The 26,016-nt window shown below is 69.8% G+C and carries 29 protein-coding genes and 1 tRNA gene; 9 read left to right on the top strand and 21 right to left on the bottom strand.

The genetic code is table 11. From position 1 onward, the window contains the following. Positions 1 to 38 precede the first annotated feature (38 nt). From ABH940_RS31210 to ABH940_RS31230, 5 genes are all read right to left on the bottom strand, one after another. Positions 39 to 500, bottom strand: a complete 462-nt coding sequence (locus tag ABH940_RS31210; protein ID WP_370067813.1) for an N-acetyltransferase family protein — start codon at positions 498 to 500, stop codon at positions 39 to 41. A gap of 97 nt (positions 501 to 597) precedes the next feature. Beyond that, positions 598 to 2,001: a dihydrolipoyl dehydrogenase gene (gene lpdA, locus ABH940_RS31215; RefSeq protein ID WP_370067815.1), complete on the bottom strand. Its 1,404-nt coding sequence runs from the start codon at positions 1,999 to 2,001 to the stop codon at positions 598 to 600. 143 nt (positions 2,002 to 2,144) lie between these two features. Then, a complete protein-coding gene (locus tag ABH940_RS31220; RefSeq protein ID WP_370067817.1) occupies positions 2,145 to 2,504 on the bottom strand; it encodes a hypothetical protein in 360 nt (119 codons plus the stop codon). Positions 2,505 to 2,645: 141 nt separating this feature from the next. Further along, complete coding sequence (locus ABH940_RS31225; RefSeq protein ID WP_370067966.1) at positions 2,646 to 3,014, bottom strand: co-chaperone GroES; 369 nt, start codon at positions 3,012 to 3,014, stop codon at positions 2,646 to 2,648. Positions 3,015 to 3,126: 112 nt separating this feature from the next. Further along, entirely contained in the window at positions 3,127 to 3,468 is a 342-nt protein-coding gene (locus tag ABH940_RS31230; RefSeq protein WP_370067819.1) for a DUF3618 domain-containing protein, read from the bottom strand. Between the two features lie 184 nt (positions 3,469 to 3,652). Between ABH940_RS31230 and bcp the strand changes: the two genes are divergently transcribed. Further along, positions 3,653 to 4,120 carry a thioredoxin-dependent thiol peroxidase gene (bcp, locus tag ABH940_RS31235; RefSeq protein ID WP_370067821.1) on the top strand — a complete coding sequence of 156 codons (468 nt, stop codon included), beginning with the start codon at positions 3,653 to 3,655 and terminating at the stop codon, positions 4,118 to 4,120. An 84-nt stretch (positions 4,121 to 4,204) separates the two neighbouring features. On the opposite strand, the gene ABH940_RS31240 is transcribed toward bcp, so the two are convergent. Continuing rightward, positions 4,205 to 6,541 carry a glycosyl hydrolase family 18 protein gene (locus ABH940_RS31240; RefSeq protein WP_370067824.1) on the bottom strand — a complete coding sequence of 779 codons (2,337 nt, stop codon included), beginning with the start codon at positions 6,539 to 6,541 and terminating at the stop codon, positions 4,205 to 4,207. Between the two features lie 145 nt (positions 6,542 to 6,686). After that, positions 6,687 to 8,249, bottom strand: coding sequence for a carbohydrate binding domain-containing protein (locus ABH940_RS31245; RefSeq protein ID WP_370106818.1), 1,563 nt, complete (start codon positions 8,247 to 8,249; stop codon positions 6,687 to 6,689). Between the two features lie 319 nt (positions 8,250 to 8,568). On the opposite strand from ABH940_RS31245, the gene ABH940_RS31250 reads away from it, so the two are divergent. Both ABH940_RS31250 and ABH940_RS31255 read left to right on the top strand, forming a co-directional pair. Next, complete coding sequence (locus ABH940_RS31250) at positions 8,569 to 9,231, top strand: HNH endonuclease signature motif containing protein (RefSeq protein ID WP_370067829.1); 663 nt, start codon at positions 8,569 to 8,571, stop codon at positions 9,229 to 9,231. A gap of 12 nt (positions 9,232 to 9,243) precedes the next feature. Beyond that, positions 9,244 to 9,318 (top strand) — tRNA-Leu (locus ABH940_RS31255). A gap of 58 nt (positions 9,319 to 9,376) precedes the next feature. On the opposite strand, the gene rdgB is transcribed toward ABH940_RS31255, so the two are convergent. The 3 genes from rdgB to ABH940_RS31270 all read right to left on the bottom strand — a co-directional run bounded on the left by rdgB (position 9,377) and on the right by ABH940_RS31270 (position 11,133). Beyond that, positions 9,377 to 9,994 carry an RdgB/HAM1 family non-canonical purine NTP pyrophosphatase gene (gene rdgB / locus ABH940_RS31260; protein ID WP_370106819.1) on the bottom strand — a complete coding sequence of 206 codons (618 nt, stop codon included), beginning with the start codon at positions 9,992 to 9,994 and terminating at the stop codon, positions 9,377 to 9,379. Between the two features lies 1 nt (position 9,995). Beyond that, positions 9,996 to 10,721, bottom strand: a complete 726-nt coding sequence (rph, locus tag ABH940_RS31265; protein WP_370067834.1) for a ribonuclease PH — start codon at positions 10,719 to 10,721, stop codon at positions 9,996 to 9,998. 178 nt (positions 10,722 to 10,899) lie between these two features. Further along, positions 10,900 to 11,133: a glucose PTS transporter subunit EIIB gene (locus ABH940_RS31270; protein ID WP_370067837.1), complete on the bottom strand. Its 234-nt coding sequence runs from the start codon at positions 11,131 to 11,133 to the stop codon at positions 10,900 to 10,902. A gap of 313 nt (positions 11,134 to 11,446) precedes the next feature. Between ABH940_RS31270 and ABH940_RS31275 the strand changes: the two genes are divergently transcribed. After that, entirely contained in the window at positions 11,447 to 12,688 is a 1,242-nt protein-coding gene (locus tag ABH940_RS31275; RefSeq protein WP_370106820.1) for a PTS transporter subunit EIIC, read from the top strand. A gap of 137 nt (positions 12,689 to 12,825) precedes the next feature. Further along, a complete protein-coding gene (locus ABH940_RS31280; RefSeq protein WP_370106821.1) occupies positions 12,826 to 14,061 on the top strand; it encodes a PTS transporter subunit EIIC in 1,236 nt (411 codons plus the stop codon). Positions 14,062 to 14,091: 30 nt separating this feature from the next. Here ABH940_RS31280 and ABH940_RS31285 read toward each other — a convergent pair whose 3' ends face one another. The 8 genes from ABH940_RS31285 to clpS all read right to left on the bottom strand — a co-directional run bounded on the left by ABH940_RS31285 (position 14,092) and on the right by clpS (position 18,569). Then, positions 14,092 to 14,838, bottom strand: a complete 747-nt coding sequence (locus ABH940_RS31285; RefSeq protein ID WP_370067841.1) for an MBL fold metallo-hydrolase — start codon at positions 14,836 to 14,838, stop codon at positions 14,092 to 14,094. A gap of 159 nt (positions 14,839 to 14,997) precedes the next feature. Continuing rightward, complete coding sequence (locus ABH940_RS31290; RefSeq protein WP_370067843.1) at positions 14,998 to 15,189, bottom strand: MarR family transcriptional regulator; 192 nt, start codon at positions 15,187 to 15,189, stop codon at positions 14,998 to 15,000. A 328-nt stretch (positions 15,190 to 15,517) separates the two neighbouring features. Further along, on the bottom strand, positions 15,518 to 16,486 hold the full coding sequence (locus ABH940_RS31295) for a PLP-dependent cysteine synthase family protein (protein ID WP_370067845.1): 969 nt from the start codon (positions 16,484 to 16,486) through the stop codon (positions 15,518 to 15,520). A gap of 1 nt (position 16,487) precedes the next feature. After that, a complete protein-coding gene (locus ABH940_RS31300) occupies positions 16,488 to 16,766 on the bottom strand; it encodes a MoaD/ThiS family protein (protein WP_370067847.1) in 279 nt (92 codons plus the stop codon). Between the two features lie 129 nt (positions 16,767 to 16,895). Continuing rightward, on the bottom strand, positions 16,896 to 17,003 hold the full coding sequence (locus ABH940_RS31305) for a putative leader peptide (RefSeq protein ID WP_370067850.1): 108 nt from the start codon (positions 17,001 to 17,003) through the stop codon (positions 16,896 to 16,898). Positions 17,004 to 17,125: 122 nt separating this feature from the next. Continuing rightward, the gene (locus ABH940_RS31310) at positions 17,126 to 17,554 is read right to left on the bottom strand and encodes a Mov34/MPN/PAD-1 family protein (RefSeq protein WP_370067853.1); all 429 of its coding nucleotides are present in this window, start codon (positions 17,552 to 17,554) and stop codon (positions 17,126 to 17,128) included. A gap of 104 nt (positions 17,555 to 17,658) precedes the next feature. Further along, positions 17,659 to 18,237 (bottom strand): DUF2017 domain-containing protein, encoded by a 579-nt coding sequence (locus ABH940_RS31315; protein WP_370067855.1) that lies wholly within the window; start codon positions 18,235 to 18,237, stop codon positions 17,659 to 17,661. Positions 18,238 to 18,257: 20 nt separating this feature from the next. Further along, on the bottom strand, positions 18,258 to 18,569 hold the full coding sequence (clpS, locus tag ABH940_RS31320) for an ATP-dependent Clp protease adapter ClpS (RefSeq protein WP_370067857.1): 312 nt from the start codon (positions 18,567 to 18,569) through the stop codon (positions 18,258 to 18,260). A gap of 131 nt (positions 18,570 to 18,700) precedes the next feature. On the opposite strand from clpS, the gene ABH940_RS31325 reads away from it, so the two are divergent. The 3 genes from ABH940_RS31325 to ABH940_RS31335 all read left to right on the top strand — a co-directional run bounded on the left by ABH940_RS31325 (position 18,701) and on the right by ABH940_RS31335 (position 21,358). Continuing rightward, positions 18,701 to 20,047, top strand: a complete 1,347-nt coding sequence (locus tag ABH940_RS31325) for a nicotinate phosphoribosyltransferase (protein ID WP_370067859.1) — start codon at positions 18,701 to 18,703, stop codon at positions 20,045 to 20,047. 172 nt (positions 20,048 to 20,219) lie between these two features. Continuing rightward, positions 20,220 to 20,813 carry a nicotinamidase gene (locus ABH940_RS31330; RefSeq protein WP_370067861.1) on the top strand — a complete coding sequence of 198 codons (594 nt, stop codon included), beginning with the start codon at positions 20,220 to 20,222 and terminating at the stop codon, positions 20,811 to 20,813. Positions 20,814 to 21,055: 242 nt separating this feature from the next. Next, the gene (locus ABH940_RS31335) at positions 21,056 to 21,358 is read left to right on the top strand and encodes a hypothetical protein (RefSeq protein WP_370067863.1); all 303 of its coding nucleotides are present in this window, start codon (positions 21,056 to 21,058) and stop codon (positions 21,356 to 21,358) included. Between the two features lie 41 nt (positions 21,359 to 21,399). Here ABH940_RS31335 and ABH940_RS31340 read toward each other — a convergent pair whose 3' ends face one another. After that, complete coding sequence (locus tag ABH940_RS31340) at positions 21,400 to 22,044, bottom strand: RDD family protein (protein WP_370067865.1); 645 nt, start codon at positions 22,042 to 22,044, stop codon at positions 21,400 to 21,402. A gap of 99 nt (positions 22,045 to 22,143) precedes the next feature. After that, positions 22,144 to 23,778, bottom strand: coding sequence for an RDD family protein (locus ABH940_RS31345; RefSeq protein WP_370067867.1), 1,635 nt, complete (start codon positions 23,776 to 23,778; stop codon positions 22,144 to 22,146). A gap of 282 nt (positions 23,779 to 24,060) precedes the next feature. Between ABH940_RS31345 and ABH940_RS31350 the strand changes: the two genes are divergently transcribed. After that, on the top strand, positions 24,061 to 24,516 hold the full coding sequence (locus tag ABH940_RS31350; RefSeq protein ID WP_370067869.1) for an SsgA family sporulation/cell division regulator: 456 nt from the start codon (positions 24,061 to 24,063) through the stop codon (positions 24,514 to 24,516). Between the two features lie 75 nt (positions 24,517 to 24,591). Here the strand turns inward: ABH940_RS31350 and ABH940_RS31355 are convergent, their stop codons facing one another. Next, complete coding sequence (locus ABH940_RS31355; RefSeq protein WP_370067871.1) at positions 24,592 to 25,995, bottom strand: glycosyltransferase 87 family protein; 1,404 nt, start codon at positions 25,993 to 25,995, stop codon at positions 24,592 to 24,594. Positions 25,996 to 26,016 lie beyond the last annotated feature (21 nt).

Here is a 26,016-nt window from a genome sequence, read left to right on the forward strand (position 1 = left end):
GCCCCTGGCACGTGCATGGCTCATCACCTGCAAGAAGTTCAGCCCAGCGCCCGCTCGAAGAGCACGAGGCTCGTGCCCTCCCCGTTGTAGCCCTCCACCGGCCCCGCGGCCGTGAAGCCCAGCGCCTTGTGGAACGCGATCGACCCCTCGTTCCGCGGCGAGGTGACCGCGCGGACCACGCTGCGCCCTGCCTGCGTCGCGTACGCGAAGAACTCGCGGTAGAAGCGGCGCGCCAGGCCGGTCCCCCGCAGGGACGGGTCGACGCCGACGAAGTGGATGTACGCCTCCTCCGGCAGGGAGGGGGAGAGGAAAGCGACGAAGAACCCGGCCAGCCGGGCGTCGTCCGCTCCCTCCGCCACCTGGCTCGTGGCGTGGAAGTGGTCCAGGTAGAGCCGGGGCAGGGTGGCCTTGATCGGACGGCCCCACCACTCGTCCGCGACGGCGACGATCCGGTCGTAGTCCGCGGGTACTGCCTGACGCACAAAAACATCTGAGGGCATGGAGCCATCGTGCTCCATGCCCTCAGTACGATCAACGACGATCAGCCGAACTGTCGCCGCGTCCTGTCGCCTCCCGCCGCGGCGTGCTGTCGCCGCGTCAGAAGTTGATCATGTGTCCGGCCAGGCCGTGGATCGCTTCCTTGACCGCCTCGCCCAGCGTCGGGTGCGCGTGCACGTTGCGGGCGACCTCGGTGACCGTCAGGTCCCACTGCTGGGCCAGCGTCAGCTCCGGCAGGAGCTCGGTGACATCGGGGCCGATCAGGTGCGCGCCGAGCAGCTCGCCGTACTTGGCGTCAGCGATGATCTTGACGAAGCCGCCCGGCTCGCCGATGCCGTGCGCCTTGCCGTTGGCGGTGAACGGGAACTTGGCGACCTTCACGTCGTAGCCCTGCTCGCGCGCCTGCGCCTCGGTCCAGCCGAAGCTGGCGATCTGCGGCTGGCAGAAGGTGGCACGCGGGATCATCACGTACTCCAGCTCCATCGTCTCCTCGTCGGCGATGGTCTCCGCCGCGACGATGCCCATGGACTCCGCCGCGTGGGCCAGCATCAGCTTGGCCGTGACGTCGCCGATGGCGAAGATGTGCGGAACGCTGGTGCGGCAGCGCGCGTCGACGTCGATCGCGCCGCGCTCGGTCAGCTTCACGCCGGTGTTCTCCAGGCCGTAGCCGGTGACGCGCGGGGCGAAGCCGATCGCCTGGAGGACCTTGTCGGCCTCCAGCACCTTCTGCGAGCCGTCCTTGGTGGTGACCGTGACGCGGACCTTCTCGCCGCTGTCGTCGATCGAGTCGACCCGGGTCGAGGTCAGCACGTCGATGCCGAGCTTGCGGTAGCGCTTGGCCAGCTCCGCCGAGACGTCGGCGTCCTCGAGCGGGACCATCCGGTCCAGGAACTCGACGATGGTGACCTTGACGCCGTAGTTGTGCAGCACGTACGCGAACTCGACGCCGATCGCGCCGGCGCCCGCGATGATGATGCTCTCCGGCAGCGAGTCGCTGAGGATCTGCTCCTCGTAGGTGACCACGCGCGGGCTCAGCGAGGTGCCCGGCAGCAGCTTGGTGGTCGCGCCGGCGGCGATGATGCAGTGGTCGAAGGTGACCGTCTCGGTGCCGCCGTCGTTCAGGGCGACCTGCAGGGTGTTGGCGTCGACGAAGGTGCCGCGGCCCTGGAACTGCTTGATCTTGTTCTTCTTCATCAGGAAGTGGACGCCCTTGACCCGGCCGTCCGCGACCTGGCGGCTGCGCTCGAACGCCGCCTTGTAGTCGAAGCTGACCTTCCCCTCGACCCGGATGCCGAAGGTGTCCGCCTCCTGGGTGAACAGGTGCGCGAGTTCCGCGTTGCGCAGCAGCGCCTTGGAGGGGATGCAGCCCACGTTCAGGCAGACCCCGCCCCAGTACTTCTCCTCCACGATCGCCGTGGTCAGGCCCAGCTGCGCCGACCGGATCGCGGCCACGTAACCGCCGGGGCCTGCCCCCAGCACCACCACATCAAAGTGCTCACTCATGTCCCGGACTCTACGCCGTTCGCGGGGCCCTCACCTGGGCTGTGATCAGAGATACAGACCCGTGTTGCCGGTCCGTACCCCCACCGCCCCTCCGGCGGGCCGGCGCCCGCCGGAAAGGCAGTGGGGCGGCGTGTCGAATCAGGTCAGTCCTCGATCTCGATGCCCTGGCCGGACCCGTTGCTCGAGGTCACACCCTCGATGGTGCCCGCCGCCACGTTGGAGCACAGGAGAATGGAGCCGCCGGAGTACCTGACGTACCCCTCGGTGCACGCGCCCCAGTTCCCGTCGCCGTAGTAGAGCCAGCCCTCGTAGCTGACACCGACCTGGCCCGACCACAGGTTGAAGTCGTGGCAGGTGGTCGCGCTCGGCTTGGTGAACTCCGAGCCGCCGAAGAACTCGGGGAGACCGTGCTTGTTGGCACCCGACGTGCCCGTCGTGCCGTTCGCGAAGGCGCAGGCGGCCGCGGCCGGCTTGGCCACCGCCTCGGCCGGGGCGGCGGCCACGGCCGTCACTCCCGCGATCAGGCCGACGGCCGCTGAGCTGCGATTTCCCGGCGTCCCGTGACGAACTGACGGGACGGAGCCGAACCGCGAGGGGCTCTGGCTCGGCCGGAAGTTCGGCTGCAGGATCGGCGACAGCTTCGGCTAGAGGTACAGCCCGGTACTGCTGCCGTCCGCCTCGCTCACGCGCTCGGACGCGACCGCGTGGATGTCGCGCTCGCGGAGCAGCACGTAGAGCATGCCGCGCACCTCGACCTCGGCGCGGTCCTCCGGGTCGTAGAGGACCCGGTCGCCGGGCTCGATGCTGCGCACGTTCTGGCCCACGGCGACCGCCTCCGCCCAGGCGCATCGCTTGGAGAGCTCTGCGGTCGCCGGGATAAGGATGCCGCCGGTGGAACGACGATCCCCCTCCGGGCCCTCGGTGCGTACCAGGACCCGGTCGTGGAGCATCCGGATCGGCAGCTTCTCGCCGAAGGAGGAGTCGTGCTTCTTGCTCACAGTCCCGTCCGCCATCTCATCCGCGCTGATCTCTGCGTCGACTTCCGCGCTCACGCAGAGCTTCCGCGTTCACGCGGAAACCGTACAGGCAGCCGAAGGTTCCTTCGTTCGAAGGACTACTGCAGGACTACTTCTTCCGGCGCAGCAGCACCAGGCCGACCACGACCGCGGCACCGACCGCGGCCACCGGCACCACGCGCTCCTTGCGGAGCTGGCCCTTCTCGTCCACGAACTGCGCCTTCACCTGCTCGACGCCGCGGTTGAGCGTGACGAAGGCCTGGCCGACGGTGCGGTCCATGCTCGCCTTGACCGACTCCCGCGCCTGACCGATCAGCGTCGAGGGATGCACCGCGACGGCCAGCTCGTCGAGCGTCTCCGCCAGCTGGGCACGGGTGCGGACGATGTCCGCCTCGATCTGGGCAGCGCTGCGCCTGTCCCGGCTCTCGTCCCTGGTGCTGACCTCGCCCACGAGGACACCTCTCTCGCTCGCCTACCCGACTGTTACTCCTGACGGACAGTCTGTCAGGTCGCACCGCCTTGCGCGCAGCGGCACCCCGCTCCGGCTCAGGTATCGCCGGGGCCGGGCGGGCCGGGGCCGCGTCCCGGCCGGTCTCGACCGGTCCGCGTCGGTGCCAGGCGGTACCGTCGGCAGCATGAGTGCCCGACTTGAGCCCGGCGACACCGCCCCCGCCTTCACCCTGCCCGACGCCGACGGCAAGCCCGTCTCCCTCGCGGACCACCTCGGCCGCAAGGTCATCGTCTACTTCTACCCGGCCGCACTGACACCTGGGTGCACCAAGCAGGCCTGCGACTTCACCGACAACCTGGACGTGCTGGCCGAGGCCGGGTACGACGTCGTCGGCGTCTCCCCCGACAAGCCCGAGAAGCTGGCCAAGTTCCGCGAGAAGGAGCACCTCAAGGTCACCCTGGTGGCCGACCCCGAGAAGGAGGTGCTCCAGGCGTACGGGGCCTTCGGCGAGAAGACCATGTACGGCAAGACGGTGACCGGCGTGATCCGCTCCACCTTCGTCGTCGACGAGCAGGGCAAGATCGAGCACGCCTTCTACAACGTCCGGGCGACCGGCCACGTGGCCAAGCTGATCAAGGACCTGAAGGTCTGACAGCCCCCGTACGACATCAGCACGAAGCCCCCGCCGGACGCAGTGCGGCGGGGGCTTCGTGCTGATGTCGTACGGGCCGAGCGGTTACTGCATCGAGCTGGTCATCGCGTGGATCAGCGAGCCGGAGGAGTCGTCGCCCTCGAAGGAGAAGGCGAAGACGCCGCCCAGGCCGTTCGCGGTGGCGTAGGCGCCGCGTGCGGCGATGGCCTGCGGGGTGTCGCCGGTGTAGAAGTCACCGTTGCTGTAGATCCAGGAGCTCTGCGTGGTCGGGTCCCAGTGCACGGTGGCCCCTGTCGTCAGGCCCTGGGCCGCCAGCTCCTTCCAGTCGGCGATGCCCGCCTGCTGGGTGTAGGTCTGGACGGGGCTGGCCCCGGTCGCCGTCTGGTACAGGCCGTAGTTGCTGCCCGCCGGGACGCCGCTCCAGCCGCGGAAGTAGAACGGCACTCCGAGCACCAGCTTCGAGGCCGGGAACCCGCCGGTGATCCCGTAGGCCGGATCGCCGGTGGTGTACGCCTTGATCGTCTCGTCGATGTTGTACTTCTCCGTGCCCGGCGCGACCGGTGTGCTCGGGTCGTTCGGGCTGTCGTGCAGCGGGTCCTGGAAATTCGTCGGACCGGCGGTCTCCCAGGCACCGTGCATGTCGTAGGTCATCACGTCGCCGTAGTCCAGGTACTTCGAGATCGCGGCGGGCTGGATCAGCGCGATCTTGTCCTGGCCGGACGGCAGCGCCGCCGTCAGCAGGTAGTGCTTGCCCACCTGCGCGCCGTACGCGTCCAGCTCGCTGCGGAACTCGCCGAGCAGCGCGGTGTAGTTGGCGGTGTCGGCGGCCGAGTAGTGGTTGCCGGTGTGGCCGGCGGCCGACGCCGGGTACTCCCAGTCGATGTCGATGCCGTCGAACAGACCCGCCGCCGAGCCCGGACCGCCGGAGGCGTCCCCGGAGATGCCGGTCGGCAGGTTGCCCTTGATGAACATGTCGAGGCAGGACGAGACGAACTTCTTGCGCGACGCGTCCGTGGCGGCCACGTCGGAGAAGTACTTGGAGTACGTCCAGCCGCCGATGGAGAGGACGATCCGCAGGTTCGGGTACTTGGCCTTGAGCTCGCGCAGCTGGTTGAAGTTGCCCTTGATCGGCTGCGACCAGGCGTCGGACGAGCCGTCGACCGAGATGTCGCCGGTGTACGACTTCTGGTAGTCGGCGAAGGCGTCGCCCGCGCCGTCACCGGCGTTGGGGTCCGACTCGTTGGTCGAGTCCGAGGCCTTGACCGTCTCGAAGCAGGTCAGGTTGGTCGGGTCGATGTTCTCGAACGCGTAGGTCATGACCTTGAGGCCGGAGGCCGCGCCCGACGTGTCCACGTTCTTCGGGTAGTAGGCGTTGCCGTAGATCGACCACTGGTCGAAGTACGCCGACTTCATCGCACCCGTCGGCAGCGCACCCGTGGTCGCGGAGACCGCCGCGGACTGGGCGGAGGAGTGGCCGTCCTTGTCGTAGCCCTGGACGGTGAAGGTGTAGGCGGTGTTCGGCTGCAGCGAACTGACGGTGACCGAGCTGCCCATCGAGGTCGCGACCAGGTTGGCGCCGCTGTAGACGTAGTACGCCGGGGCGTCGCCGGTCTGCGAGTTGTCGGTGGAGGCGCTCCAGGAGAGCGTCACCGCGTTGCCGGTGACCTTGGCCGTGATCCCGCTCGGGGTGGTGACCAGCCCGTCCCCGCCGGGAGCGCCGCTGCCGGTGCTCGCAGAGGCCGACGCACTCGGGCTGGCCGAGGCGGACGCGCTGGCGCTCGGGCTCGCGCTCGCGCTCGCGGAGGACGACGGCGAGGCGCTGGCCGAAGGACTTGCCGACGCGGACGCACTCGCGGACGGGCTGGAGGTCCCGCCGCCGGAACCCGCCGGGCCGGTCAGCGTGAGGTCGTCGGCGTAGAACGTGCCCTCGCCGTACCAGCCGTGGGTGAAGACCTGCACCGAGGTGGTGGTCGCCCCGGTGGTGAACGAGGTCGACAGCTGACCGTAACTGCTGTTGGCCGGCGTCCAGGTGCTGGCGTTGACGCCGGTGCCGGTGGCGCCGAGGTAGACGTAGTCGCCCTGCACGAAGCCGGACAGCGTGTAGGTGGTGTTCGGCTGCACCGCGACGTTCTGAGTGCACTGCGCGTCGTCACCGGCCGAGGCCGCGCCCGCCAGCGCGTAACTACCGCTGTGGACAGGAGTGGTGACCACCGAGTCGAGCGTGGAACAGGTCCAGCCGCTCAGGCTGCCGGCCTCGAAGTCGCCGTTCGTCAGAAGACTGCTGGAGGCGGCGCTGGCGCCGGTGAATCCAGCAGCCACCGCAAAGGATCCGGCGACGAGCGCCGTCACCGTCGCCAGGGCGGTGCCGCGTTTCGTCCTCCGCTCCGGGGAGGACGGAACAGGCAGGGAACGCTGGTGCATGGAGCTACTCCGTGGGTCGTGGGGGTGAACCTGCGGTGCTTCTCGGTCATGCGGAGTGGTGCTTCCGCGACCACCCGTGCCGGGGTGTGGGGCCTCCCGGCACGGGTGGGATCTCGACGGCTGCTCTCCGGGCAGTTGAGCGCGGTCAGCCGTTGTACTGGGTGATGATCTTCGTGAAGTCGTACGGGTTCTGCGTCACGCTGGAGCACGCGCCGTCGGCCCAGTTGTGCACGACGCTCGGGTCGCAGGCACGGTCGCGGTTGATGTCCCAGTAGGAGAACGCCGCAGCGTGGTTGGCCTGCACGTAGCCGAGCAGGTCGGTGAAGGTCTGCTGGGTGTACAGCTCACTGGGCTGGTCGGTGTGACCGTTCATCAACTGCACGGACAGGTGCGCCCAGGCGGTCTGCGCGCTCCAGCCGTAGAGGGTCTCCAACTGGGCGGCCGTGTCCGAGGCGACGGTCTCGGCGGCAGCGGTCTGGGTACCGCCGTTCAGACCGAAGTCGAAGTCCATCAGGTTGACCCGGTCGATCCGCGCACCGTCGTTGATGGCCTGCTGGATCTCGTCCCTGCCGGTGTCGGGCAGGCCGACGGTGGTGGCCGGAATCGTCAGCGAGACGATCAGGTTGGGATCCTCGGACTCCAACTGCTTGATGGCGCCCCAGCGGACGGCCATGTTGGCGTCGAGCGCGGTGTTCTCCCAGTCCAGGTCGATCCGGGTCAGGTTGTACTTGCTGATCACGGACTGGTACGCGGCGGCGAGCGCGGACGCGCTGCCACAGCTGGAGCCCAGCTCCGTGCCGTTGTAGCCCCCGAACGAGACCGCGACGTCACCGCCCGCGGCCCGGATCGCGTTGACGTCCGCCAGCACGGCGGAGTCGGAGGAGACGGGGGTCGACGCGTTGCCGCCCCACGCCGGGGTGCAGCCGCCGGAGTCGAGGACGAAGGCCAGATTGAACTGGTTCTCCGAGGAGTTGGCGAGGATGTCGGAGATCGCCTGCGGCGAGTTGTCCAACGGCATGAAGTAGACGGGGTGGTGGAAACCCGTGTCCACGGGCGGCGGCGTCGCCGTGCTGCTCGGGGACGCACTGGCCGACGCGCTCGCGCTCGTAGACGCGGATGCGGATGCGGATGCGGACGCGGACGCACTGGCGCTTGCACTCGGGGACGGACTCCCGGTCCCGCCGCCGGTCGGCGTCGGCCCGACCAGGGACATCGCGTCCGCGCCGAACGTCCCCTCGCCGTACCACCCGTGGACCCACACCGTCACCGACGTCGTGCTCGCGCCGGTGCTGAAGGTGGTCGACAGCGTCTGCCAACTCGGTGCGGAGGCCGTCCAGTTACTCGTATCTGTGGTACCGGTGCCGGTGTCGCCCAGGTAGACGTAGTCGCCCTCGACCTCACCGGAGAGGGTGTAGGTGGAGTTCGGCAGCACCGAGACGGTCTGCGAACACTGCGCGTCGTCCTGGCCGGTCGGTGTGCCCGACAGCGCGTAGGACCCTTGCGCGACAGGGGTGGTGACCACCTTGTCGTCGGCCGAGCAGGACCAGCCGGTCAGATCCCCGGTCTCGAACCCGCCGTTCACCAACAACTGCCCGGTCGCTGCGGCTTGAGCCGATCCCCCGGCCAACGCCAACCCGCCGACTGCCAGCAGCCCGGCGGTACATGTTGCAAGCAGTGCCTTCACTCGTGTGGGACGTCTGTCTTCCATACCTGCTGCCTCCGCGAGGGACGTCGTCTCGGGTCAACGGCTGCGCACGCAGATAAATTGGCCTGGACCATCGGCCAGCGTCAAGACCCCGTTTGGCAACGTGTCACTTAAGAGCGCTTAAGGTTCACCAAACAGGCAGCTCAGCGCCACCATGGCTCAAACTGGCCTAGTCCTATTGGTCTCAACCACATGGATGCCAAACGCCCCTTGGGCGTGTGACCCAGATCACTCACACGCAGCCGTGACGCGCACGTTCGATCCTCGTTTCTCCGTATGAGATCTGGATCCGATGCTGTGGGGGTGGACCATGTCGACGCGAGTGCTCTACACGCGCGAATGCCTGTCGGCGATCACTGCCGAGGGCGGCCAACTCGACGACATGCTGCGGCGCATGGGCAAGGACCCCAGCAGTCATGCACGGTGCTACCTACGCAAGCGGCTCGCCGAGTACGGTTTGCCCATCCCTTCGGACTCACGTTCCTGGACACACTCGCCGGAGCTGCTCACCGAGGCGGTGGCCGCCTCGCACAGCTATGCCGGGGTGCTACGTCATCTGAATCTGCGGCCGGCGGGAGGCACGCACGCGCATGTGGCCAGGCGAATCCGCGCCCTCGGGATCGACACAAGTCACTTCACGGGCATGGCTTACAACAAGGGTCGCTCCTGCCCGAAGAAGTTGTCCCCCGCCGAGGTCCTCGTCCGACGCCCTCCGAACTCCAGTCGCGTACGAGGCTGGAGGCTGCGGCAGGCACTGCACGAGCTGGGCCGCCCGGACCTCTGCGCTGCCTGCGGCATCGGCCCTGTCTGGCAAGGAAGGGCCCTCACCTTGGAGGTCGACCACATCAATGGCGACTGGGCCGACAACCGACCGGAGAACCTCCGCATCCTCTGCCCGAACTGCCACGCCACAACAGACACCTACTGCGGCCGGAACCACAGCCGGAACCGGCTCCCGATCCCCCGTGACGCCGCAGGGCGATAGGGTGGTCCTGCTGCGCCTGTATCCCAGTTGGCTAGAGGACGCCGGTTTAGGTCCGGTGTGTCGTGGGTTCGAGTCCCACCGGGCGCACGGAGAAGAGGGCTGCCACCGACACCAGTCGGCGGTAGCCCTCTCGTCATCGCCGGCGTCAGCCCAGCAGCTCCCGGACCACCGGGACCAGGGCGCGGAACGCCTCGCCGCGGTGGCTGATCGCGTTCTTCTGGTCCGGCGTCAACTCCGCGCAGGTGACCGTGTATCCGTCCGGCTGGAGGATCGGGTCGTAGCCGAAGCCGAACTCCCCCACGGGCGCGAAGCGCAGCGTGCCGCGGAGACGGCCCATGACCACGCGCTCCTCGCCGCCCGGCAGGGCCAGGGCCGCCGCGCAGGCGAAGTGGGCGGCGCGGTGGGGGGTGTCGATGTCGGAGAGCTGGGCGAGCAGCAGCTCCAGGTTGGCGGTGTCGTCGCCGTGCTTCCCCGCCCAGCGGGCCGAGAAGATGCCCGGCGCGCCGCCGAGGACGTCGACGCAGAGGCCGGAGTCGTCCGCGACCGCAGGCAGACCGGTGGCGCGCGCCAGCGCGTGCGCCTTGAGCAGGGCGTTCTCCGCGAAGGTCACGCCCGTCTCGCGGACGTCCGGCACCTCCGGGTACGCGTCCGCGCCGACCAGGTCGACGTCGAGACCGGCCGCGCCGAGGATCGCGTGCAGCTCGCCGACCTTGTGGGCGTTGCGCGTGGCCAGGACCAGGCGCTGCCGTTCTACCGCCGCCATCTCAGCCCTCCAGTGCCTTGCGCTGGATCGCGTCCAGCTCCGAGCAGGCCAGCTGGCCGAGGTCGAGCAGCTGGTTGAGCAGGTCGCGGTCGAAGGGCGCGCCCTCGGCCGTCCCCTGGACCTCGACGAAGCGGCCGTCGCCGGTGCAGACGATGTTCATGTCGGTCTCAGCGCGGACGTCCTCCTCGTAGCAGAGGTCGGTCAGCGGCTTGCCGTCGACGATGCCGACGCTCACGGCGGAGACCGCGCCCACGATCGGCTCGGCCTTGGCCCGGGTGATCTTCTTCGCCTGGGCCCAGCGCACGGCGTCGACCAGCGCGACGTAGGCGCCGGTGATGGCGGCGGTCCGGGTGCCGCCGTCGGCCTGGAGGACGTCGCAGTCCAGGGCGATGGTGTTCTCCGACAGCGCGCGCAGGTCGATCACGCCGCGCAGCGAACGGCCGATCAGACGGCTGATCTCGTGGGTGCGACCGCCGATCTTGCCGCGCACGGACTCGCGGTCGCTGCGGGTGTTGGTGGACCGGGGCAGCATCGCGTACTCGGCGGTGACCCAGCCCTCGCCGCTGCCGCGCCGCCAGCGCGGGACGCCCTCGGTGACGCTGGCGGTGCAGAGCACCTTGGTGTCGCCGAAGGAGACGAGGACAGAACCCTCGGCGTGCTTGCTCCATCCGCGTTCGATGGTGATGGGACGGAGCTGTTCGGGGCTGCGGCCGTCGATGCGAGTCATGTCCCCGACCCTACCGAAACCGCGCGGAACGGACTCGACCGGACGGCCCGAGCGGCAGCCCCGAGCGGCAGGTCCGAGCGGCGGTCCGAGCGGCGGGTACGCCGACGGCCCGCGCAGGCGGGGCGCGGGCCGTCGGCGGCGGCCTGACGGGCGTTCCGTCAGTTCGTCACGCAGTCCGTCACATCATGTCCTCGATTTCGCCGGCGATCGGGTCGGCGTCAGTGCCGATGACGACCTGGATCGCGGTACCCATCTTGACCACCCCGTGGGCGCCTGCGGCCTTCAGCGCGGCCTCGTCGACCATGGAGGCGTCGTGAACCTCGGTGCGCAGGCGGGTGATGCAGCCCTCGACCTCTTCGATGTTGTCGATGCCGCCCAGTCCCGCAACGATCTTCTCAGCCTTGCTGGCCATGGTTTCTCCTGTTCTAGGCCGGGATATCCAGTTTTAGGGCAGGCGTCGTGAGATGTCACGTTAACGCACTAATGGCCCAACTTCGCAAGCAAAGATCGCCAAGCGCCCCGAGGATGTGCACAACGGGCACGCCTCACACCCAACTGGTCTACACCACTTGCGGGCACGGACCAAACGCGGACGGACCGTCAGCCGCGCACGACTCAGACCACCAGAGCGCCGGAACACGAGAGCACCACAGCACCACAGGACGGGACCGGGGGGACGAGGGGGACCCGACTCGACCCACGACGACGAGGGAGAAGAGTCGAGCATGAGCACGGCGCAGGCCACCGCAGGGTCGTCCGCCTTCCAGAGTCTTTACAGCGGCATGCAGAAGATGGGGCGCAGCCTCCAGCTGCCCGTCGCCGTCCTGCCCGCCGCCGGGATCCTGAACCGGCTGGGCCAGGACGACGTCTTCGGCAAGACCGGCCTGGGCTGGGACAACGTCGCGAAGGTCTGCGCCGCCGCCGGTGGTGGGCTGCTCAACGCCTACATCGGCCTGCCGCTGCTCTTCTGCATCGGTGTCGCGATCGGCATGGCCAAGAAGGCGGACGGTTCGACCGCGCTCGCCGCCGTCGCCGGGTTCCTCGTCTACCGGTTCGTCCTGGACGCCTTCCCGGCCAAGGACGCGCTCAGCCATCCGCAGTTTCCCGGCCAGAACCCGGGCGTGCTGGGTGGCATCATGGTCGGCCTGACTGCCGCGTATCTGTGGCAGCGCTTCCACCGCACCAAGCTGGTCGACTGGCTCGGCTTCTTCAACGGCCGCCGTCTCGTCCCGATCCTGATGTCCGGCGTCGGCACCCTGCTCGGCGTCGTCTTCGTCAACCTGTGGCCGCCGATCGGCTCCGGCCTCAACAGCTTCAGCAACTGGCTGACCCGCCTCGGCTGGCTGGGCTCGGGCCTCTTCGGGTTCACCAACCGGCTGCTGCTGCCGATCGGCATGCACCAGCTGATCAACACCTACGTCTGGTTCCAGTACGGGACCTGGCGCTACCAGGGCCAGACCTACCAGGGTGACATCCCGCGCTTCCTGCACCACGACCCGAGCGCGGGCATCTTCATGACCGGCTTCTTCCCGATCATGATGTTCGCCCTCCCCGCCGCCGCCCTGGCGATGGCGCACTGCGCCAAGCCGAGTCGGCGCAAGGAGGTGATGGGCATGATGATCTCGGTCGGCCTGACCTCCCTCGTCACCGGCGTCACCGAGCCGATCGAGTTCTCCTTCTGCTACATCGCGCCGGCGCTCTACGTCCTCCACGCGCTGCTGACCGGTTGCTCGATGGCGATCACCTGGGCGCTCGGCGTCCACGACGGCTTCAGCTTCTCGGCGGGTCTGATCGACTACCTGATCAACTTCAACCTGGCCACCAAACCGCTGATCATCCTGCCCGTGGGTGGGGTCTTCGCTGTGGTCTACTACGCCGTCTTCCGGTTCGCGATCACCAAGTTCGACCTCAAGACCCCCGGGCGCGAGGACGACGCCGACGAGCTCGAGGACGCGATCACCAAGTAGCGGATCGTGAGGTTCCGGAACATCACAACTCCGAAACGGAGGATTCCGGGGCGGGGTAAAACCGTGTTAAGAATGGTCTACACCACAGAGGTCTACACCTCTATGGTGTAGACCATTCTTGTCACAAAGGGAACACCATGAGCGCAACCACCGACGCAGGCACGGTGGCCCCCGCAAAGAAGCGGGGCTCGGGCCTCTTCCAGGGCCTCCAGAAGCTGGGCCGAAGCCTTCAGCTGCCGATCGCCGTCCTTCCGGCCGCAGGTATCCTGCTGCGCCTGGGTCAGCCCGACGTGTTCGGCGCGCAGGGGCTGCACTGGGGCAAGGTCGCCACCGTCTTCGCCGCGGCGGGGCAGAGCGTCTTCGACAACATGCCGCTGCTCTTCTGCGTCGGCGTGGCGATCGGCTTCGCCAAGAAGGCCGACGGCTCGACCGCGCTCGCCGCGCTGGTGGGCTACCTCGTCTACCACAACGTGCTGACCGCGTTCCCCGCCGCCGGCACCGTCACCGCCGCGACCCCGACGGGCACCCCGCAGGATCCGGGCGTCCTCGGCGGCATCGTGATCGGCCTGCTGACCGGCGTGCTCTGGCAGCGTTACCACCGCACCAAGCTGGTCGACTGGCTCGGCTTCTTCAACGGCCGCCGTCTCGTCCCGATCCTGATGGCCTTCGTCGGCACCCTGGTCGGCGTCTTCTTCGGCCTCACCTGGGGCCCGGTCGGCGACGGCCTGAACCACTTCTCCAACTGGCTGATCGGCCTGGGCTGGCTGGGCGCCGGCATCTTCGGCGTGGTCAACCGTCTGCTGCTGCCGATCGGCATGCACCAGTTCGTGAACACCTTCTTCTGGCAGCAGGTCGGCACCTACCACGGTGTCCACGGCGACCTGAACCGCTTCTTCGCGGGCGACCCGACGGCCGGTCAGTTCATGGGCGGCTTCTACCCGATCATGATGTTCGGCCTTCCGGCTGCCGCGCTCGCCATCGTGCACACCGCGCGTCCGGAGCGCCGCAAGGTGGTCGCGGGCATGATGATGTCGGTGGCGCTGACCGCCTTCGTCACGGGCGTGACCGAGCCGATCGAGTTCTCGTTCATGTTCATCGCGCCGGTGCTCTTCGTGATCCACGCGCTGCTGACCGGCGCGTCGATGGCGATCACCTGGGCGCTCGGCGTCCACCACGGCTTCACCTTCTCGGCAGGCCTGCTGGACTACGTGCTCAACTGGCACTTCGCGACCAAGCCGTGGCTGATCATCCCGATCGGCCTCTGCTTCGCGGTGGTCTACTACGTGCTCTTCCGCTTCGCCATCGTGAAGTTCAACCTCACCACCCCGGGCCGCGAGCCCGAGGAGGAGATCGAGGACGTCACCAAGGCCTGACGGCCTCGGCCGGCGCCGGCTGAGAAACCGTCAGAACGTGTACACCGCGCCCGGTCGAGCCAGCTCGACCGGGCCGCTGTACTCCACGGCCGCGTCCGAGGCGTTGCGCTGCGGGTCCGTCCACACCGGGATGTGGGTCAGCACCAGGCGGCCGACGCCCGCGCTCCGGGCCAGCTCTCCGGCCTGACGGCCGTTCAGGTGGACGCCGCTGAACTCCTCCTTGCCGTACGTGTACGCGGCCTCGGAGAGGAGCAGGTCGACGCCCTGGGAGAGGGTGACCAGCTGCTCGCACGGACCGGTGTCGCCGGTGTAGACGAAGGACCGGCCCGCGTGCGTGAACCGGAAGGCGTAGGCCTCGACCGGGTGCGCGACCCGGGCCGCGGTGACGGTCAGCGGCCCGAGCTCGAAACTGCCGTCGCTGAGCGTGCGGAAGTCGAAGACCTCCTTCATGCCCGGCTGCTCGTCCATGTCGTAGGCGCGGGCCAGCCGCTCGGCCGTGCCGGTGGGTCCGTAGACCGGGACCGGGTCCGGGCAGCCCTCGAAGCGGTAGTTGCGGGCGACGTAGTACGCGCACATGTCCACGCAGTGGTCCGCGTGGAGGTGGCTGAGCAGGACCGCGTCGACGTCGTAGAGGCCGATGTACTTCTGCAGCGCGCCGAGCGCCCCGTTGCCCAGGTCGACGACCAGGGTGAAGCCCTCCGCCTGGATCAGGTAGCAGGAGCAGGGGGAATCAGCTGAGGGAAAGCTCCCGGCGCTCCCCACCACAGTCAGTTCCATGCCGTGCCCTCCGCGTGCTCACACCCGCCGCTCCATTGCGGTGGGGTCGTGGAGGTTCGAGAGTAGAGCGGCGGAACGTCACGGTCGCTGTCACCCGGGCCGGTTGTGTTCGGAATCACCAGGACGAGGCAGCGCGGCACGCCGGAGCGGGCGCGGCGCTCAACGGCGGTTGTGTGGTCGTCGTCGTACCCATGAACGAATCGTGTCCGCGTACCAGCGCGGCTGACCGAACGAGGTCACCACGTCCGGGGCGGGGAGGATGCCCTGCCGGCGGTACGACTTGACGGTCTCGGGCTGGACGCCGATGTGCGCGGCGATCTCCCGGTAGGACCACAGGTCAGCGGCGCTCATGGGGGCCTCCTCCGTCGGACGCGGAAAGCGCTGGATCTCCAGCGTTTTCCGGCCCAACGAGAAGAAGGTCACGGCATACGTGGCTGTGGGCGTTCTGTGACGGTTTCAGGGCAGGAAACGGACAAAGAAACCGAGTCCGGCGCGGTCTTACGAAGGGGGACGTCCAGGCCGTGTTTTAGAACCCCCGCCGGATCAGCCCGCGGCGTCTGGTGCCGTGCATCGCAAGGCCGAGGGTCGGCCTCGTACTGGGTGTACTTGGCCGAGCCCGACAACGCAGCGAGGTGCGGTACCAGACGTCGCGGGCCCGGCGGGGGTTCTAAAACACGGCCTACGCCCAGAGCTGGCCTTGGAGCGCCTCGACGGCCTCCTCGGTCGTCTCGGCGGTGTAGATCCCGGTGGACAGGTACTTCCAGCCGCCGTCCGCGACCACGAAGACCACGTCGGCCCGCTCCCCCGCCTTCGCGGCCTTGCGGGCGACGCCGATCGCCGCGTGCAGGATCGCGCCGGTGGAGACACCCGCGAAGATGCCCTCCAACTGCAGCAGCTCGCGGGTGCGCTGGACGGCGTCCGCCGAGCCGACGGAGAAGCGCGTGGTGAGCACCTCGGCGTCGTAGAGCTCGGGCACGAAACCCTCGTCGAGGTTGCGCAGGCCGTAGACCAGGTCGTCGTAGCGCGGCTCTGCGGCCACGATCTGAACGCCCGGCACCTTCTCGCGCAGGTACCGGCCGACGCCCATCAGGGTGCCGGTGGTGCCGAGGCCCGCGACGAAGTGGGTGACGGTCGGCAGATCGGCGAGGATCTCCGGGCCGGTGCCGGCGTAGTGGGCGCCCGCGTTGTCCGGGTTGCCGTACTGGTAGAGCATCACCCAGTCGGGGTGCTCGGCGGAGAGCTCCTTGGCGACGCGGACGGCGGTGTTGGAACCACCGGCGGCCGGGGAGGAGATGACCTCCGCGCCCCACATCCGCAGCAGCTCGCGCCGCTCCTCGCTGGTGTTCTCGGGCATCACGCAGACCATCCGGTAGCCCTTGAGCTTGGCGGCCATCGCCAGCGAGATGCCCGTGTTGCCGCTGGTGGGCTCCAGGATGGTGCAACCGGGCGTGAGCCGGCCGGACGCCTCGGCCCGCTCGATCATGTGCAGCGCGGGGCGGTCCTTGATCGAGCCGGTCGGATTGCGGTCCTCCAGCTTGGCCCAGAGGCGTACGACACCCGCCTCGTTGCCCGGCACGCTCGCGCTGATGCGCGGCAGACCGACGAGGGGGGTGTTGCCGACGGCTTCGAGGGGGGTGTCGTACTTCATCTCAGCGCGCGCCGCCCGCGACGGCGGGCAGGATCGTCACGTTGTCGCCCGCGGCGACCGCGGTGTTGATGCCGTCCAGGAAGCGGACGTCCTCGTCGTTCAGGTAGACGTTGACGAAACGCCGCAGCTCACCCGCGTCGACGAGACGCTCACGCAGGCCGGGGTGGCGGCCGTCGAGGTCGCTGAAGAGGGCGTCGAGGGTGGCGCCGCTGCCCTCGACGGCCTTGGCGCCGTCGGTGTAGGTGCGGAGGATGGTCGGGATGCGGACCTCGATGGCCATGGCTGCACTCCAGGGTGGTCGTCTCGGTGGGAGAGGCGGAAGGCTCGGCACGCTCGGCGACCGCGGCGAGGCGCGGACGGGCGTTTCGTTGGGACTGGCGTCCTGGCGGACGGCGGGCGTTCGGCAGGCTCAGGCGGCGACGCGACAGATGGCGCTGGCAAGGCGGCACAGGTCGACATGCAGCCGCGCCACAAGGCGGGTGTCGGGCGCGCAAAGGCTCATGTCGACGGAACGCATGCCGTCATCGTATAGATTCCCGACCCCTGAACGGGATCCCCGTCCCACTCCACGGACGGATCCGTCTTGCATACCGACATACGCAAGGGCCCGCCGGTGTTCGGCGGGCCCTTCGCGACGGTTCAGGCGTAGCTCCCGACGACCTCGACGTCTTCCTCTGTGATCACGCCGTCCACAATGCGGAACGAACGGAACTGGAAGGGGCCCTCCTCGGTGCCGCACTCGGCGGTGGAGACGAGCACGTAGTGGGCGTTGGGCTCGGACGCGTAGGACACGTCGGTCCGGGAGGGATAGGCCTCGGTGGCGGTGTGCGAGTGGTAGATCACGACGGGCTCCTCGTCGCGGTCGTCCATCTCGCGGTAGAGCTTCAGCAGGTCACCCGAGTCGAACTCGTAGAACGTGGGCGACCGGGCGGCGTTCAGCATCGGGATGTACCGCGCCGGTCGGCCGGAGCCGACAGGCCCGGCGATGACGCCACAGGCCTCGTCGGGATGATCGGCACGTGCGTGGGCGACGATCGCGTCGCGAAGCTCGCGGGTGATGGTCAACATGCCGCAAGGATAGGCAGACGGGTGAGTGGCAACTGCCCGGGGGCGCGGGGCTCTGCTGATATGCGGCCCCGCTTGCCACCTCCCCTTGAGGACAAAGGTCCCCTCTAGGACATCAGCACGTCCAGCAGGGACTCCTGCAGTCCCCCCAGCCACAGGTACGCCATGACCAGCGGCTTCCGCTCGTCCTCGTCCGGCAGGCGGTAGAGGGAGTCGTCGTCCTCGGAGACCTCCAGGCGGGAGCCCAGCGTGAGGCGCAGGTCGTTCAGCGTGCTCAGCGCGTGCCCACACGCGGCGGGGTCCAGCTTGAGGACCGGGCGCCCGCGGCGATCCTGCTCCGCCGCGTCCAGCGCACGGACCAGCGCCAGCGCGTCCTCGCGCTTCTTCGCGCGCAGGTCGTTCTCGGTGAACCTGCGGAACTCGGACGACGCCGACTCGGCCTCCGGGCCCTCCGCGTACGCGTCGGGGAAGAGCCGGGCCAGCGCCGGGTCGGTCGGCGGCACGCTCGGGCCCTCGGTGAACAGCGCCGCCAGCGGGTCGTACTCCTCCGTGGCGGAGTCGCCGCCGGGGCCGGGGCCGATCAGCTCCAGCATCTGCACCGTGAGGTTGCGCAGGATGGACGCCTCGATCGGGTCGAGGGTGAGCTGCGCGCCGCCGCCGTGGGCGCGCTTGAACAGACCAGTCATCTACTCGTGCCTATTGCCCGTCACTTGTCGTGCTGCAGCGTGGCCCACAGCCCGTAGCCGTGCATCGCCTGAACGTCCCGCTCCATCTCCTCGCGGGTCCCGCTGGAGACGGTGGCACGCCCCTTGTGATGCACGTCGAGCATCAGTTGACGGGCCTTCTCCTTGGGGTAGCCGAAGTACGTCTGGAAGACGTAGACGACGTAGGACATCAAGTTAACAGGGTCGTTGTGGACGATCGTGACCCATGGGATGTCGGGATCCGGCACCGCGAAGGGGGCCTGCTCGGACTCGGTGCGCTCGATCTCAACCGGAGCGACGCTCACGACTTGCACTCCCTCGGGCTCCTGTCGACTGCACTGTCCATGCTGCCATCCGGGCGATCCCAAAGCGATTCCGCCCCCGTACGGGTGACCGCATCCGAGTAATCGTCAAAGTGACGAGTATCTGCGGTACGATGATGTCCATGGATGCTGTGCAGGTATCTCCTGTCCAGGCGTCGACGCCCACCGCCGCGTCGACCGCCCTGCTGACCGACCGCTACGAGCTCACCATGCTCCAGGCCGCGCTGCGCAGTGGCGCGGCGCACCGCCACTCGGTGTTCGAGGTGTTCACCCGCCGCCTGCCCGAGGGCCGCCGCTACGGCGTGGCCGCCGGGACCGGGCGCGTGCTGGATGCGGTCGAGAACTTCCGCTTCACCACCCCGCAGCTGGACTGGCTCGCCGACCAGGGCGTCGTCGACGACGACACGCTGCGCTGGCTGGCGGACTACCGCTTCAACGGCAGCATCCGCGGCTACGGCGAGGGCGAGTGCTACTTCCCGGGCTCGCCGCTGCTCGTGGTCGAGGGCACCTTCGCCGAGGCGGTGATCCTGGAGACGGCGATCCTGTCGATCCTCAACCACGACTCCGCCATCGCCGCCGCGGCCTCCCGGATGGCCGCCGCCGCGGGCGACCGGCCGATGATCGAGATGGGCGCCCGGCGCACCCACGAGGCGTCCGCCGTCTCCGCCGCCCGCGCCGCCTACGTCGCCGGGTTCAACGCCACCTCCGACCTGCAGGCGGGCTTCCAGTACGGCATCCCGACCACCGGCACGGCCGCGCACGCGTTCACACTGCTCCACGACACCGAGCGCGGCGCGTTCACCGCCCAGATCGAGTCCATGGGTCGCGGCACCACGCTGCTGATCGACACCTACGACGTCAGCGAGGCCGTCCGCACCGCGATCGACGTGGCCGGGCCGGAGCTCGGCGCGGTCCGGATCGACTCCGGCGACCTGCTGATGCTGGCCCACCGCGTCCGCCGCCAGCTGGACGAACTGGGCGCGCACAAGACGAAGATCGTGGTCACCAGCGACCTCGACGAGTACGCCATCGCCGCGCTGGCCGCCGCCCCCGTCGACGCCTACGGCGTCGGCACCTCGCTGGTCACCGGCAGCGGCCAGCCGACCTGCGCCATGGTCTACAAGCTGGTCGCGCGCGGCGCCTCCGCCGACCCGGACGCCGCGCTGGTGCCGGTGGCCAAGCGCTCGGCGGGCGCCAAGGTCAGCCGCGGCGGCCGCAAATGGGCGGCCCGCCGCCTCGACGCCGAGGGCGTGGCCGAGTGCGAGGTGGTCGGCACCGGCCCGGTGCCGGAGCCGCTGCGGGACAGGCTGCTCCACCGCGAGCTGATCCGCGGCGGCGAGGTCGTCGGCCGCGAGCCGCTGGGCGACGCGCGCCGCCGCCACCTTCGGTCGCGCGGCCAACTGCCGCTGTCGGCCACCCAGTTGTCCAAGGGCGACCCGGTCATCCCGACCGAGTACGTCAAAGGCTGAACCTAGCACCGATCCGAAGGACGAACGGGGGACGTTCGATGAGCACGGAACGACCACACACAACACGATGGACAACTGGTCCAGTCCACCTCTCGCGCAACACCGCTTCCCTCCCTACGCTGCTTTCAACGGACCCTGCCTACTACAGGACGTGCCAAGGAGAGTCGGAGCCATGCGCCGCGCACTGATCATCGTCGACGTGCAGAACGACTTCTGCGAGGGCGGCAGCCTGCCGGTCACCGGGGGCGCGGAGGTGGCCGCGGCGATCACCGACCTGGTCGCCGAGAGCGCCTCCGGCTACGACCACGTGGTCGCCACCCGGGACCACCACATCGACCCCGGGGCCCACTTCTCGGCCGAGCCGGACTTCGTCCACACCTGGCCGGTCCACTGCGTCGCCGGGACCGAGGGCGTCGGCTTCCACCCGAACTTCGCCCCTGCCGTCACCTCGGGCGGGGTCGAGGCCGTCTTCGACAAGGGCGCCCACGCCGCCGCCTACAGCGGCTTCGAGGGCCGCAACGAGCACAGCGTCGGGCTCGGCGACTGGCTGCGCGAGCACCACGTCACCGAGGTGGACGTGGTCGGCATCGCCACCGACCACTGCGTGAGGGCGACCGCCCTGGACGCGGTCCGCGAGGGGTTCACCACGCGGGTGCTGCTGGACCTGACGGCGGGTGTGGCCAAGGCCACAACGGACGCCGCGCTCGACGAACTCCGGGCGGCGGGTGTGGAACTGACGGGTGATCCGGTCGTGGTCACCGACTGATCGCGCAGGTCCGGGAGGGCAGGGGAAGAGGCCGCCCGAGCCGGGGAAGGGGCAGGAGCGAGGCCGGGAGTGAGCCCGTGCGCCCCCCGTGCATCGGCCCGCTCGGTCACCTTGGGCTGATCGGCACATGCGCTGGGTATCTGCCGATCAACAGCACGTGTCCCCGCTCGAAACCGCCCCCGGCGGGCCCGCATGTTCCGTGGCGCGGCCCGCAGTTCCCGATGCGAAGGACGGAACGCCCCATGCCACGTCCGGCTCTCTCCCAGCTCGCCGTCGGCACCCTCGCCGTCGTTGCCACGACCGTCGCGCTCCTGGCGCTCTCCGGGACGCAGAGCGTCCTGGCGATCACGCTCCTGGCCCTGCTCTGCCTCACCCTCGGCACGGTGACCGCCGCCCGCCGCGGTCGGCACGGTCCGCGCGCCCGTCGTCCTGCGCCCGCCCCCGGGGCCTCGCGCCAGGGCGGGCGGACGCAGGTGGTGGCTCGCGGCGACGCCCCGGCCACCCCGCCCCTGCGGGTACCCGAACCGGAGCGTGTCGCGCACTGAACAGTCCGAACGAGTCGGCGAAGCAACGAACTGAGCAACCGTCAGAAGGCGTCGACCACGACCGTCTTGGCGGCCTTGTCATGCAGGCACTGCCGGTACGGCTGGTCCCAGGTGCACCAGGCGCCGTCCACGACCTGCCAGAGGCAGCAGAGCAGGGCCGGCAGGTCCCACACCGCGGCCCGGATCCAGCCCATCCTGCCGAACGGCGGGGACCCGTCGGCCAGGGCCGCGACCCGGATCCGCAGTGCCTTCATGCCCAGCGTCTGACCGCCGGCCTTGGTCAGCATCAGGCCCTCGTAGAGGAAGGCCGCGAAGACGGAGACCAGACTGGCCGTCAGACTGAGGCCGCCGCGGTCGTGGTTGTTGGCCGTGGTCGCGAGGAGCGACAGCGGAACGGCGATGATCGCCAGCACCAACCAGTCGATGATCTGTGCGAGCAGCCGCTTGGTCAGGGCCGCCAACGGCGGCATCCCGCTCTGCTGCATGCCCGGACCGGGCGGCGTGTAGGACGGCTGCCCGCCGCCGGGACCGCCGGGGGTGGCGTAGGGGTTGGCGTACGGGTCCGACTGCGGGGGCGGCGGAGGTGGCGGCGCGTCGTACGGCGAGCCGCCTGAACCGGGCCGGTCCTTGTCGAACGACGGCGGCTGCTCGGGCTCGCCGCGCTCCGGAGGCTCAGGTGTCGTCATACCAGGAGTGAATCACTCCAATTGGACATTTTGTCGGATCCTGGGGTGTTTCTCCCATCCCCTGGATTGACGCAGCGTCAGCCCGACCGCAGCGCCTCCTCACCGCTTCGCGACGAAGGTGCGCGCCAGCTTGTCGTGCCAGCTCTGGCGCAGCCTGCGGTCGGTGGCGCAGGGGATCAGCTCCAGAACGCCCAGCAGCACGAAGACCGACGTCTGGGCGACCGCCGTCCGCAGCAGGCAGCGTCCGAGGCCGGGCCGCTGCCGGGTCCGGGAGTCGAGGACGCGCAGCCCGAAGACCGCCTTGCCCAGCGTCCGGCCCCACGCGGCGGTCGGGATCGCCTCGTAGACGACGCCCACCGCCAGCAGTGCGGCCAGCAGGATGCCCGCGTTCGCCAGCACCGTCCCGTCGAGCAGCCACACCGTCTGCGGCGAGCCGCTCACCTGCGCGGCGTTGATCTTCGCTTGGAGATGCAGCACCACCCGCTGGACCAGCACCACGGCCAGCACCCCGACCAGCGCGTACGCCACGACGGTGTCCAACAGCCGGGCCCCGAGCCGCGGCCCGAGCAGCGCAGGCCGCGCCTTCGGCTGCGACGCGCGCACCCGCGTCGACGACGCGTCGGCGGACGGACGCGCCGTCCTGCGCGGAGCCTGCGGGACCGTCGGAGCGGTCGGGATGGTCGGCGTGGTCGAGAGGCTCGGGATGGTCGGAGCGGTCGAGGCGGTCGGGATGGTCGGAGCCGGTCGCCGCTCCGTCGCGGGCTTCACGGCAGGACCGCGCTCCGCGACCGGCAGGCCGCCCACACTGAGGGCCTGACTGTCCGTCACTGCGCCGTCCCGCTCGTCCCCCCGCGGCAGCGTCGGCGTGGCGAGCAGGGCGGACGGAGGAGCGGGCGGGGCGGCGGGCTCCGGCGGGAGCATGAGGTTGCCGAACGACGGGTGCCCGGTCCCCTCCCACCCCGACGGCTGCCGCGCACCCGCCTGTGCGGGCGGCAGTGGAGCGGCGGGCAGCGGAGCAGCCGGGAGGCCGACGCTCGGCGCCGTCCCTGCCACAGGCGCGGACGGCTGGGCGTGACCCTGGTGCGGATCGGCCCAGGCCTCAGCCTCGTAGTAGGACACGGGCGGCAGATGTGCCCGTCGGGTCTGACTCAGCGCCAGGCGCAGCGCGGAGGCGAGCTCGTCGTCCCCGTCGGCGTCGGCGTCGAGCGCGCCGGAGATGATCGAGTGGCCGCCCCCCGCCCGCGCAGGCACGGTCGGGACTGCGGGCTGCGCCTCCACTTCAGCCGAAGCGTCCGCCGAAGCCGTCAAGGCAGCCGAAACCGCCGAAGCCGCCGATACCGCCGGGGGCGCCTCGTCCGGCACGCCCCAGGACACCCAGCGCGGCACCTCCGGCTCCAGCAACCCGTGCTGTGCCTCCGGCGACGCGTTCCACACGGTCGCAGCGGCCCCGGCGCCGTACTCCGGGGCGGCCGGGACGGTCAGCGCCGCCGCGCCCGTCTCATCCAGGAAGACCGGGCCCGTCTCCTCCGCACGCGGCGGCGGAGGCGGGGCCACCCGCAGCGGTCCCCGGGAGCTCGCGCGCGGCGGAGGCGGCAGCGGCACGCCGTCCGTGGGCGCGGGACGCGCACTGCCGGGCGTCCAGCCGTCGCCGTCCCAGTAGCGCACGAAGCCAGGGATCGAAGGGTCGGGGTAGTAGCCGGGCGCGGGGCGATCCCCGGGGGGCTGAACCGTCATAGATGCATACCCGCCTTGTCGACTCCGGTGGCGGCGGCTCGGCCGTCGGCGGCCCGGCAGCAGAAGCCCGGGCACGTCCGATCGCGACACGACGAACACGTCGCGTCCCCACCGCGTCACCCAGCGTAGTACCGAGCCCGCGCGGCCCACGCGACTCGCGAGAAAAACTTCCCGAACCGCTGTAAGAACCGTCGCCGACCGCTCTCTCCCCCTGTGAACGGCGCCGGCACCGGCGACGTCACGCAACTCGGCACCAGCCGATCGGACCCGAAGGAGCGCGTCATGGCCGCCGCCAACCACAGCAACGAGCGGGACAACGAGCGGACGCACGCGTGCGTGCAGCAGGAGGTGACGGTTCAGCTGGTGCTCTCCCCCGAGCGCGGCATGCCCGTCCCGGCCCTGCTGATGTACTGCGCGAACGACCCCTACGCCGTCCACATGACCTTCCACCTCGGCCAGGACTGCCCGGTGACCTGGGTTTTCGCCCGCGAGCTGCTGGTCGAGGGCGTCTTCCGCGCCTGCGGTCAGGGTGACGTGCGGATCTGGCCGACCCGGGCCGACGGGCGCAACCTGATCTGCATGGCGCTCAGCTCCCCCGCGGGTGACGCACTGCTGGAGGCCCCCACCGCCCCGGTCGCGGCCTGGCTGGAGCGCACCTTGCGGCTGGTTCCGACCGGGACCGAGGAGGCGGCCCTCGACGTGGACGGCGCCCTCGCCGACCTGCTGGGGAGCGCGTGAACCGTCGATCCGCGCTGCGTGCAGCAGCCTTGCTGACCCGCTTATGCCCTGTCCGTCAGACCCTTGTGTCTCCGCCTAGCGCTCCACGGCCGACGTCGACGTGGAGCGCTCCAGCCTGTCCGCACCGTCTCCGCCGCCACTGCCGACCCGCGAGTCCGACGAGCCCCACAGCTCCCATACCGAGGCGAACCCGCCGCTGCGCCGCAGCGCGCGGCGGACGCGTTCTGCCATCAGCGCCAGGAAGGCCAGTCCGTAGAGCGGGTAGATCGACACCACCGGCCGTGCGTAGAACGGCAGGTGCAGCGTCGTCAGCTTTCCGTGCGGCACCAGCCACATCGAGTAGCAGCAGAAGACGAACCCGGTGATCCACGCCAGCACCCGCCACTGCCGTCCGGCGAATCCGGGTGCCGCGACGCCGCGACGCTGCCTGGCACGCTCCGCCGACACCTCCGCGCCGAGCACGACCATCAGCGGCAGGCACCAGACCCAGTGGTGCGTCCAGCTGATCGGCGAGATCAGCAGCATGGTGACGGCACAGGTGAGCACCGACCAGGCCCGGTTGCGGGGCAGCCGGCGGCACCGGCGGTCCAGCAGCACGGCCACGGCCAGTCCGCCCACGGCGACGACGGCGACCAGCACCAGCGTCAGGTTCCCACTGTGCATGGTGAGTTCGAGCCGGTCCATCAGGCCGCGCAGCGACTGGTTGTCGACGATCCATTCCTTGCCGACCCGGCTGGTGATGTAGAGGTCCTTGGTCCAGAAGGTCCAGGCCGCGTGCGGCAGCACCGCCGCCCCGAGCAGCACCGTCCCCGCGAAGGACGCGACCGCCGTCCCCGCCGCCCGGAAACGGCGCGTCAGCAGCAGGTAGACGATGAAGAGACCGGGCGTCACCTTGAGCCCGGCCGCGAGCCCGATCGCGATGCCCTTGTAGCGACGGCTGTCCGGCAGCGCCAGGTCGAACAGGATCAGGCCCAGGATCAGCAGGTTGATCTGCCCGTAGCGCAGCGTCGTCCACACCGGCTCCAGCCAGACCCCGAACCCGGTGATCAGCAGCACCGTCGCCGGGCGCAACGCCCGGCTCGGCCAGCCCGCGAAGCGGCAGCAGAGCACCGCGACCACCGCGAGCTGCCCGAGGTTGATCAGCGTGACGACGATCCGGAGCGCGGAAATCGACAGCCAGGACACCGGCGTGAACAGCATCGCCGCGAACGGCGGATAGGTCGCGGGCAGCGTGGCCGGCCCGACCCGCAGTTGGTAGAGGTCGCGCCCGTGCACGACCGCCGCGCCCTCGGCCTGGTAGACCCGTGAGTCGATCATCGAGACATGGGCGAGGTGCCGGATCACCACGTAGAGCAGCAGCGAGCCGAACGCGGCGAGGGCCGCGTTCCGCGTGGTGCGCCGAGGCGCCTCGCGCAGTGCCTCCCTGGCCGCCAGCACGGCCTCGCGGACACCACCGGTACCCCGTCTGACGCTCGTCACGCACTCACTCCTTGTCGCATA

Source organism: Streptacidiphilus sp. BW17, from assembly GCF_041262485.1.
Classification (GTDB): Bacteria; Actinomycetota; Actinomycetes; order Streptomycetales; family Streptomycetaceae; genus Streptacidiphilus.

Bases quoted from the DNA above. Each gene is read 5' to 3' on its own strand.
- ABH940_RS31345 (WP_370067867.1), bottom strand. From the start codon at position 23,778: ATGACGGTTCAGCCCCCCGGGGATCGCCCCGCGCCCGGCTACTACCCC.
- ABH940_RS31335 (WP_370067863.1), top strand. From the start codon at position 21,056: ATGCCACGTCCGGCTCTCTCCCAGCTCGCCGTCGGCACCCTCGCCGTC.
- bcp (WP_370067821.1), top strand. From the start codon at position 3,653: ATGAGTGCCCGACTTGAGCCCGGCGACACCGCCCCCGCCTTCACCCTG.
- ABH940_RS31210 (WP_370067813.1), bottom strand. From the start codon at position 500: ATGCCCTCAGATGTTTTTGTGCGTCAGGCAGTACCCGCGGACTACGAC.
- ABH940_RS31275 (WP_370106820.1), top strand. From the start codon at position 11,447: ATGAGCACGGCGCAGGCCACCGCAGGGTCGTCCGCCTTCCAGAGTCTT.
- ABH940_RS31240 (WP_370067824.1), bottom strand. From the start codon at position 6,541: ATGCACCAGCGTTCCCTGCCTGTTCCGTCCTCCCCGGAGCGGAGGACG.
- rdgB (WP_370106819.1), bottom strand. From the start codon at position 9,994: ATGGCGGCGGTAGAACGGCAGCGCCTGGTCCTGGCCACGCGCAACGCC.
- ABH940_RS31285 (WP_370067841.1), bottom strand. From the start codon at position 14,838: ATGGAACTGACTGTGGTGGGGAGCGCCGGGAGCTTTCCCTCAGCTGAT.
- ABH940_RS31290 (WP_370067843.1), bottom strand. From the start codon at position 15,189: ATGAGCGCCGCTGACCTGTGGTCCTACCGGGAGATCGCCGCGCACATC.
- ABH940_RS31315 (WP_370067855.1), bottom strand. From the start codon at position 18,237: ATGACTGGTCTGTTCAAGCGCGCCCACGGCGGCGGCGCGCAGCTCACC.
- ABH940_RS31325 (WP_370067859.1), top strand. From the start codon at position 18,701: ATGGATGCTGTGCAGGTATCTCCTGTCCAGGCGTCGACGCCCACCGCC.
- lpdA (WP_370067815.1), bottom strand. From the start codon at position 2,001: ATGAGTGAGCACTTTGATGTGGTGGTGCTGGGGGCAGGCCCCGGCGGT.
- ABH940_RS31270 (WP_370067837.1), bottom strand. From the start codon at position 11,133: ATGGCCAGCAAGGCTGAGAAGATCGTTGCGGGACTGGGCGGCATCGAC.
- ABH940_RS31245 (WP_370106818.1), bottom strand. From the start codon at position 8,249: ATGGAAGACAGACGTCCCACACGAGTGAAGGCACTGCTTGCAACATGT.
- ABH940_RS31300 (WP_370067847.1), bottom strand. From the start codon at position 16,766: ATGGCCATCGAGGTCCGCATCCCGACCATCCTCCGCACCTACACCGAC.
- ABH940_RS31340 (WP_370067865.1), bottom strand. From the start codon at position 22,044: ATGACGACACCTGAGCCTCCGGAGCGCGGCGAGCCCGAGCAGCCGCCG.
- ABH940_RS31280 (WP_370106821.1), top strand. From the start codon at position 12,826: ATGAGCGCAACCACCGACGCAGGCACGGTGGCCCCCGCAAAGAAGCGG.
- ABH940_RS31225 (WP_370067966.1), bottom strand. From the start codon at position 3,014: ATGGCGGACGGGACTGTGAGCAAGAAGCACGACTCCTCCTTCGGCGAG.
- ABH940_RS31310 (WP_370067853.1), bottom strand. From the start codon at position 17,554: ATGTTGACCATCACCCGCGAGCTTCGCGACGCGATCGTCGCCCACGCA.
- ABH940_RS31305 (WP_370067850.1), bottom strand. From the start codon at position 17,003: ATGCGTTCCGTCGACATGAGCCTTTGCGCGCCCGACACCCGCCTTGTG.
- ABH940_RS31350 (WP_370067869.1), top strand. From the start codon at position 24,061: ATGGCCGCCGCCAACCACAGCAACGAGCGGGACAACGAGCGGACGCAC.
- ABH940_RS31295 (WP_370067845.1), bottom strand. From the start codon at position 16,486: ATGAAGTACGACACCCCCCTCGAAGCCGTCGGCAACACCCCCCTCGTC.
- rph (WP_370067834.1), bottom strand. From the start codon at position 10,721: ATGACTCGCATCGACGGCCGCAGCCCCGAACAGCTCCGTCCCATCACC.
- ABH940_RS31330 (WP_370067861.1), top strand. From the start codon at position 20,220: ATGCGCCGCGCACTGATCATCGTCGACGTGCAGAACGACTTCTGCGAG.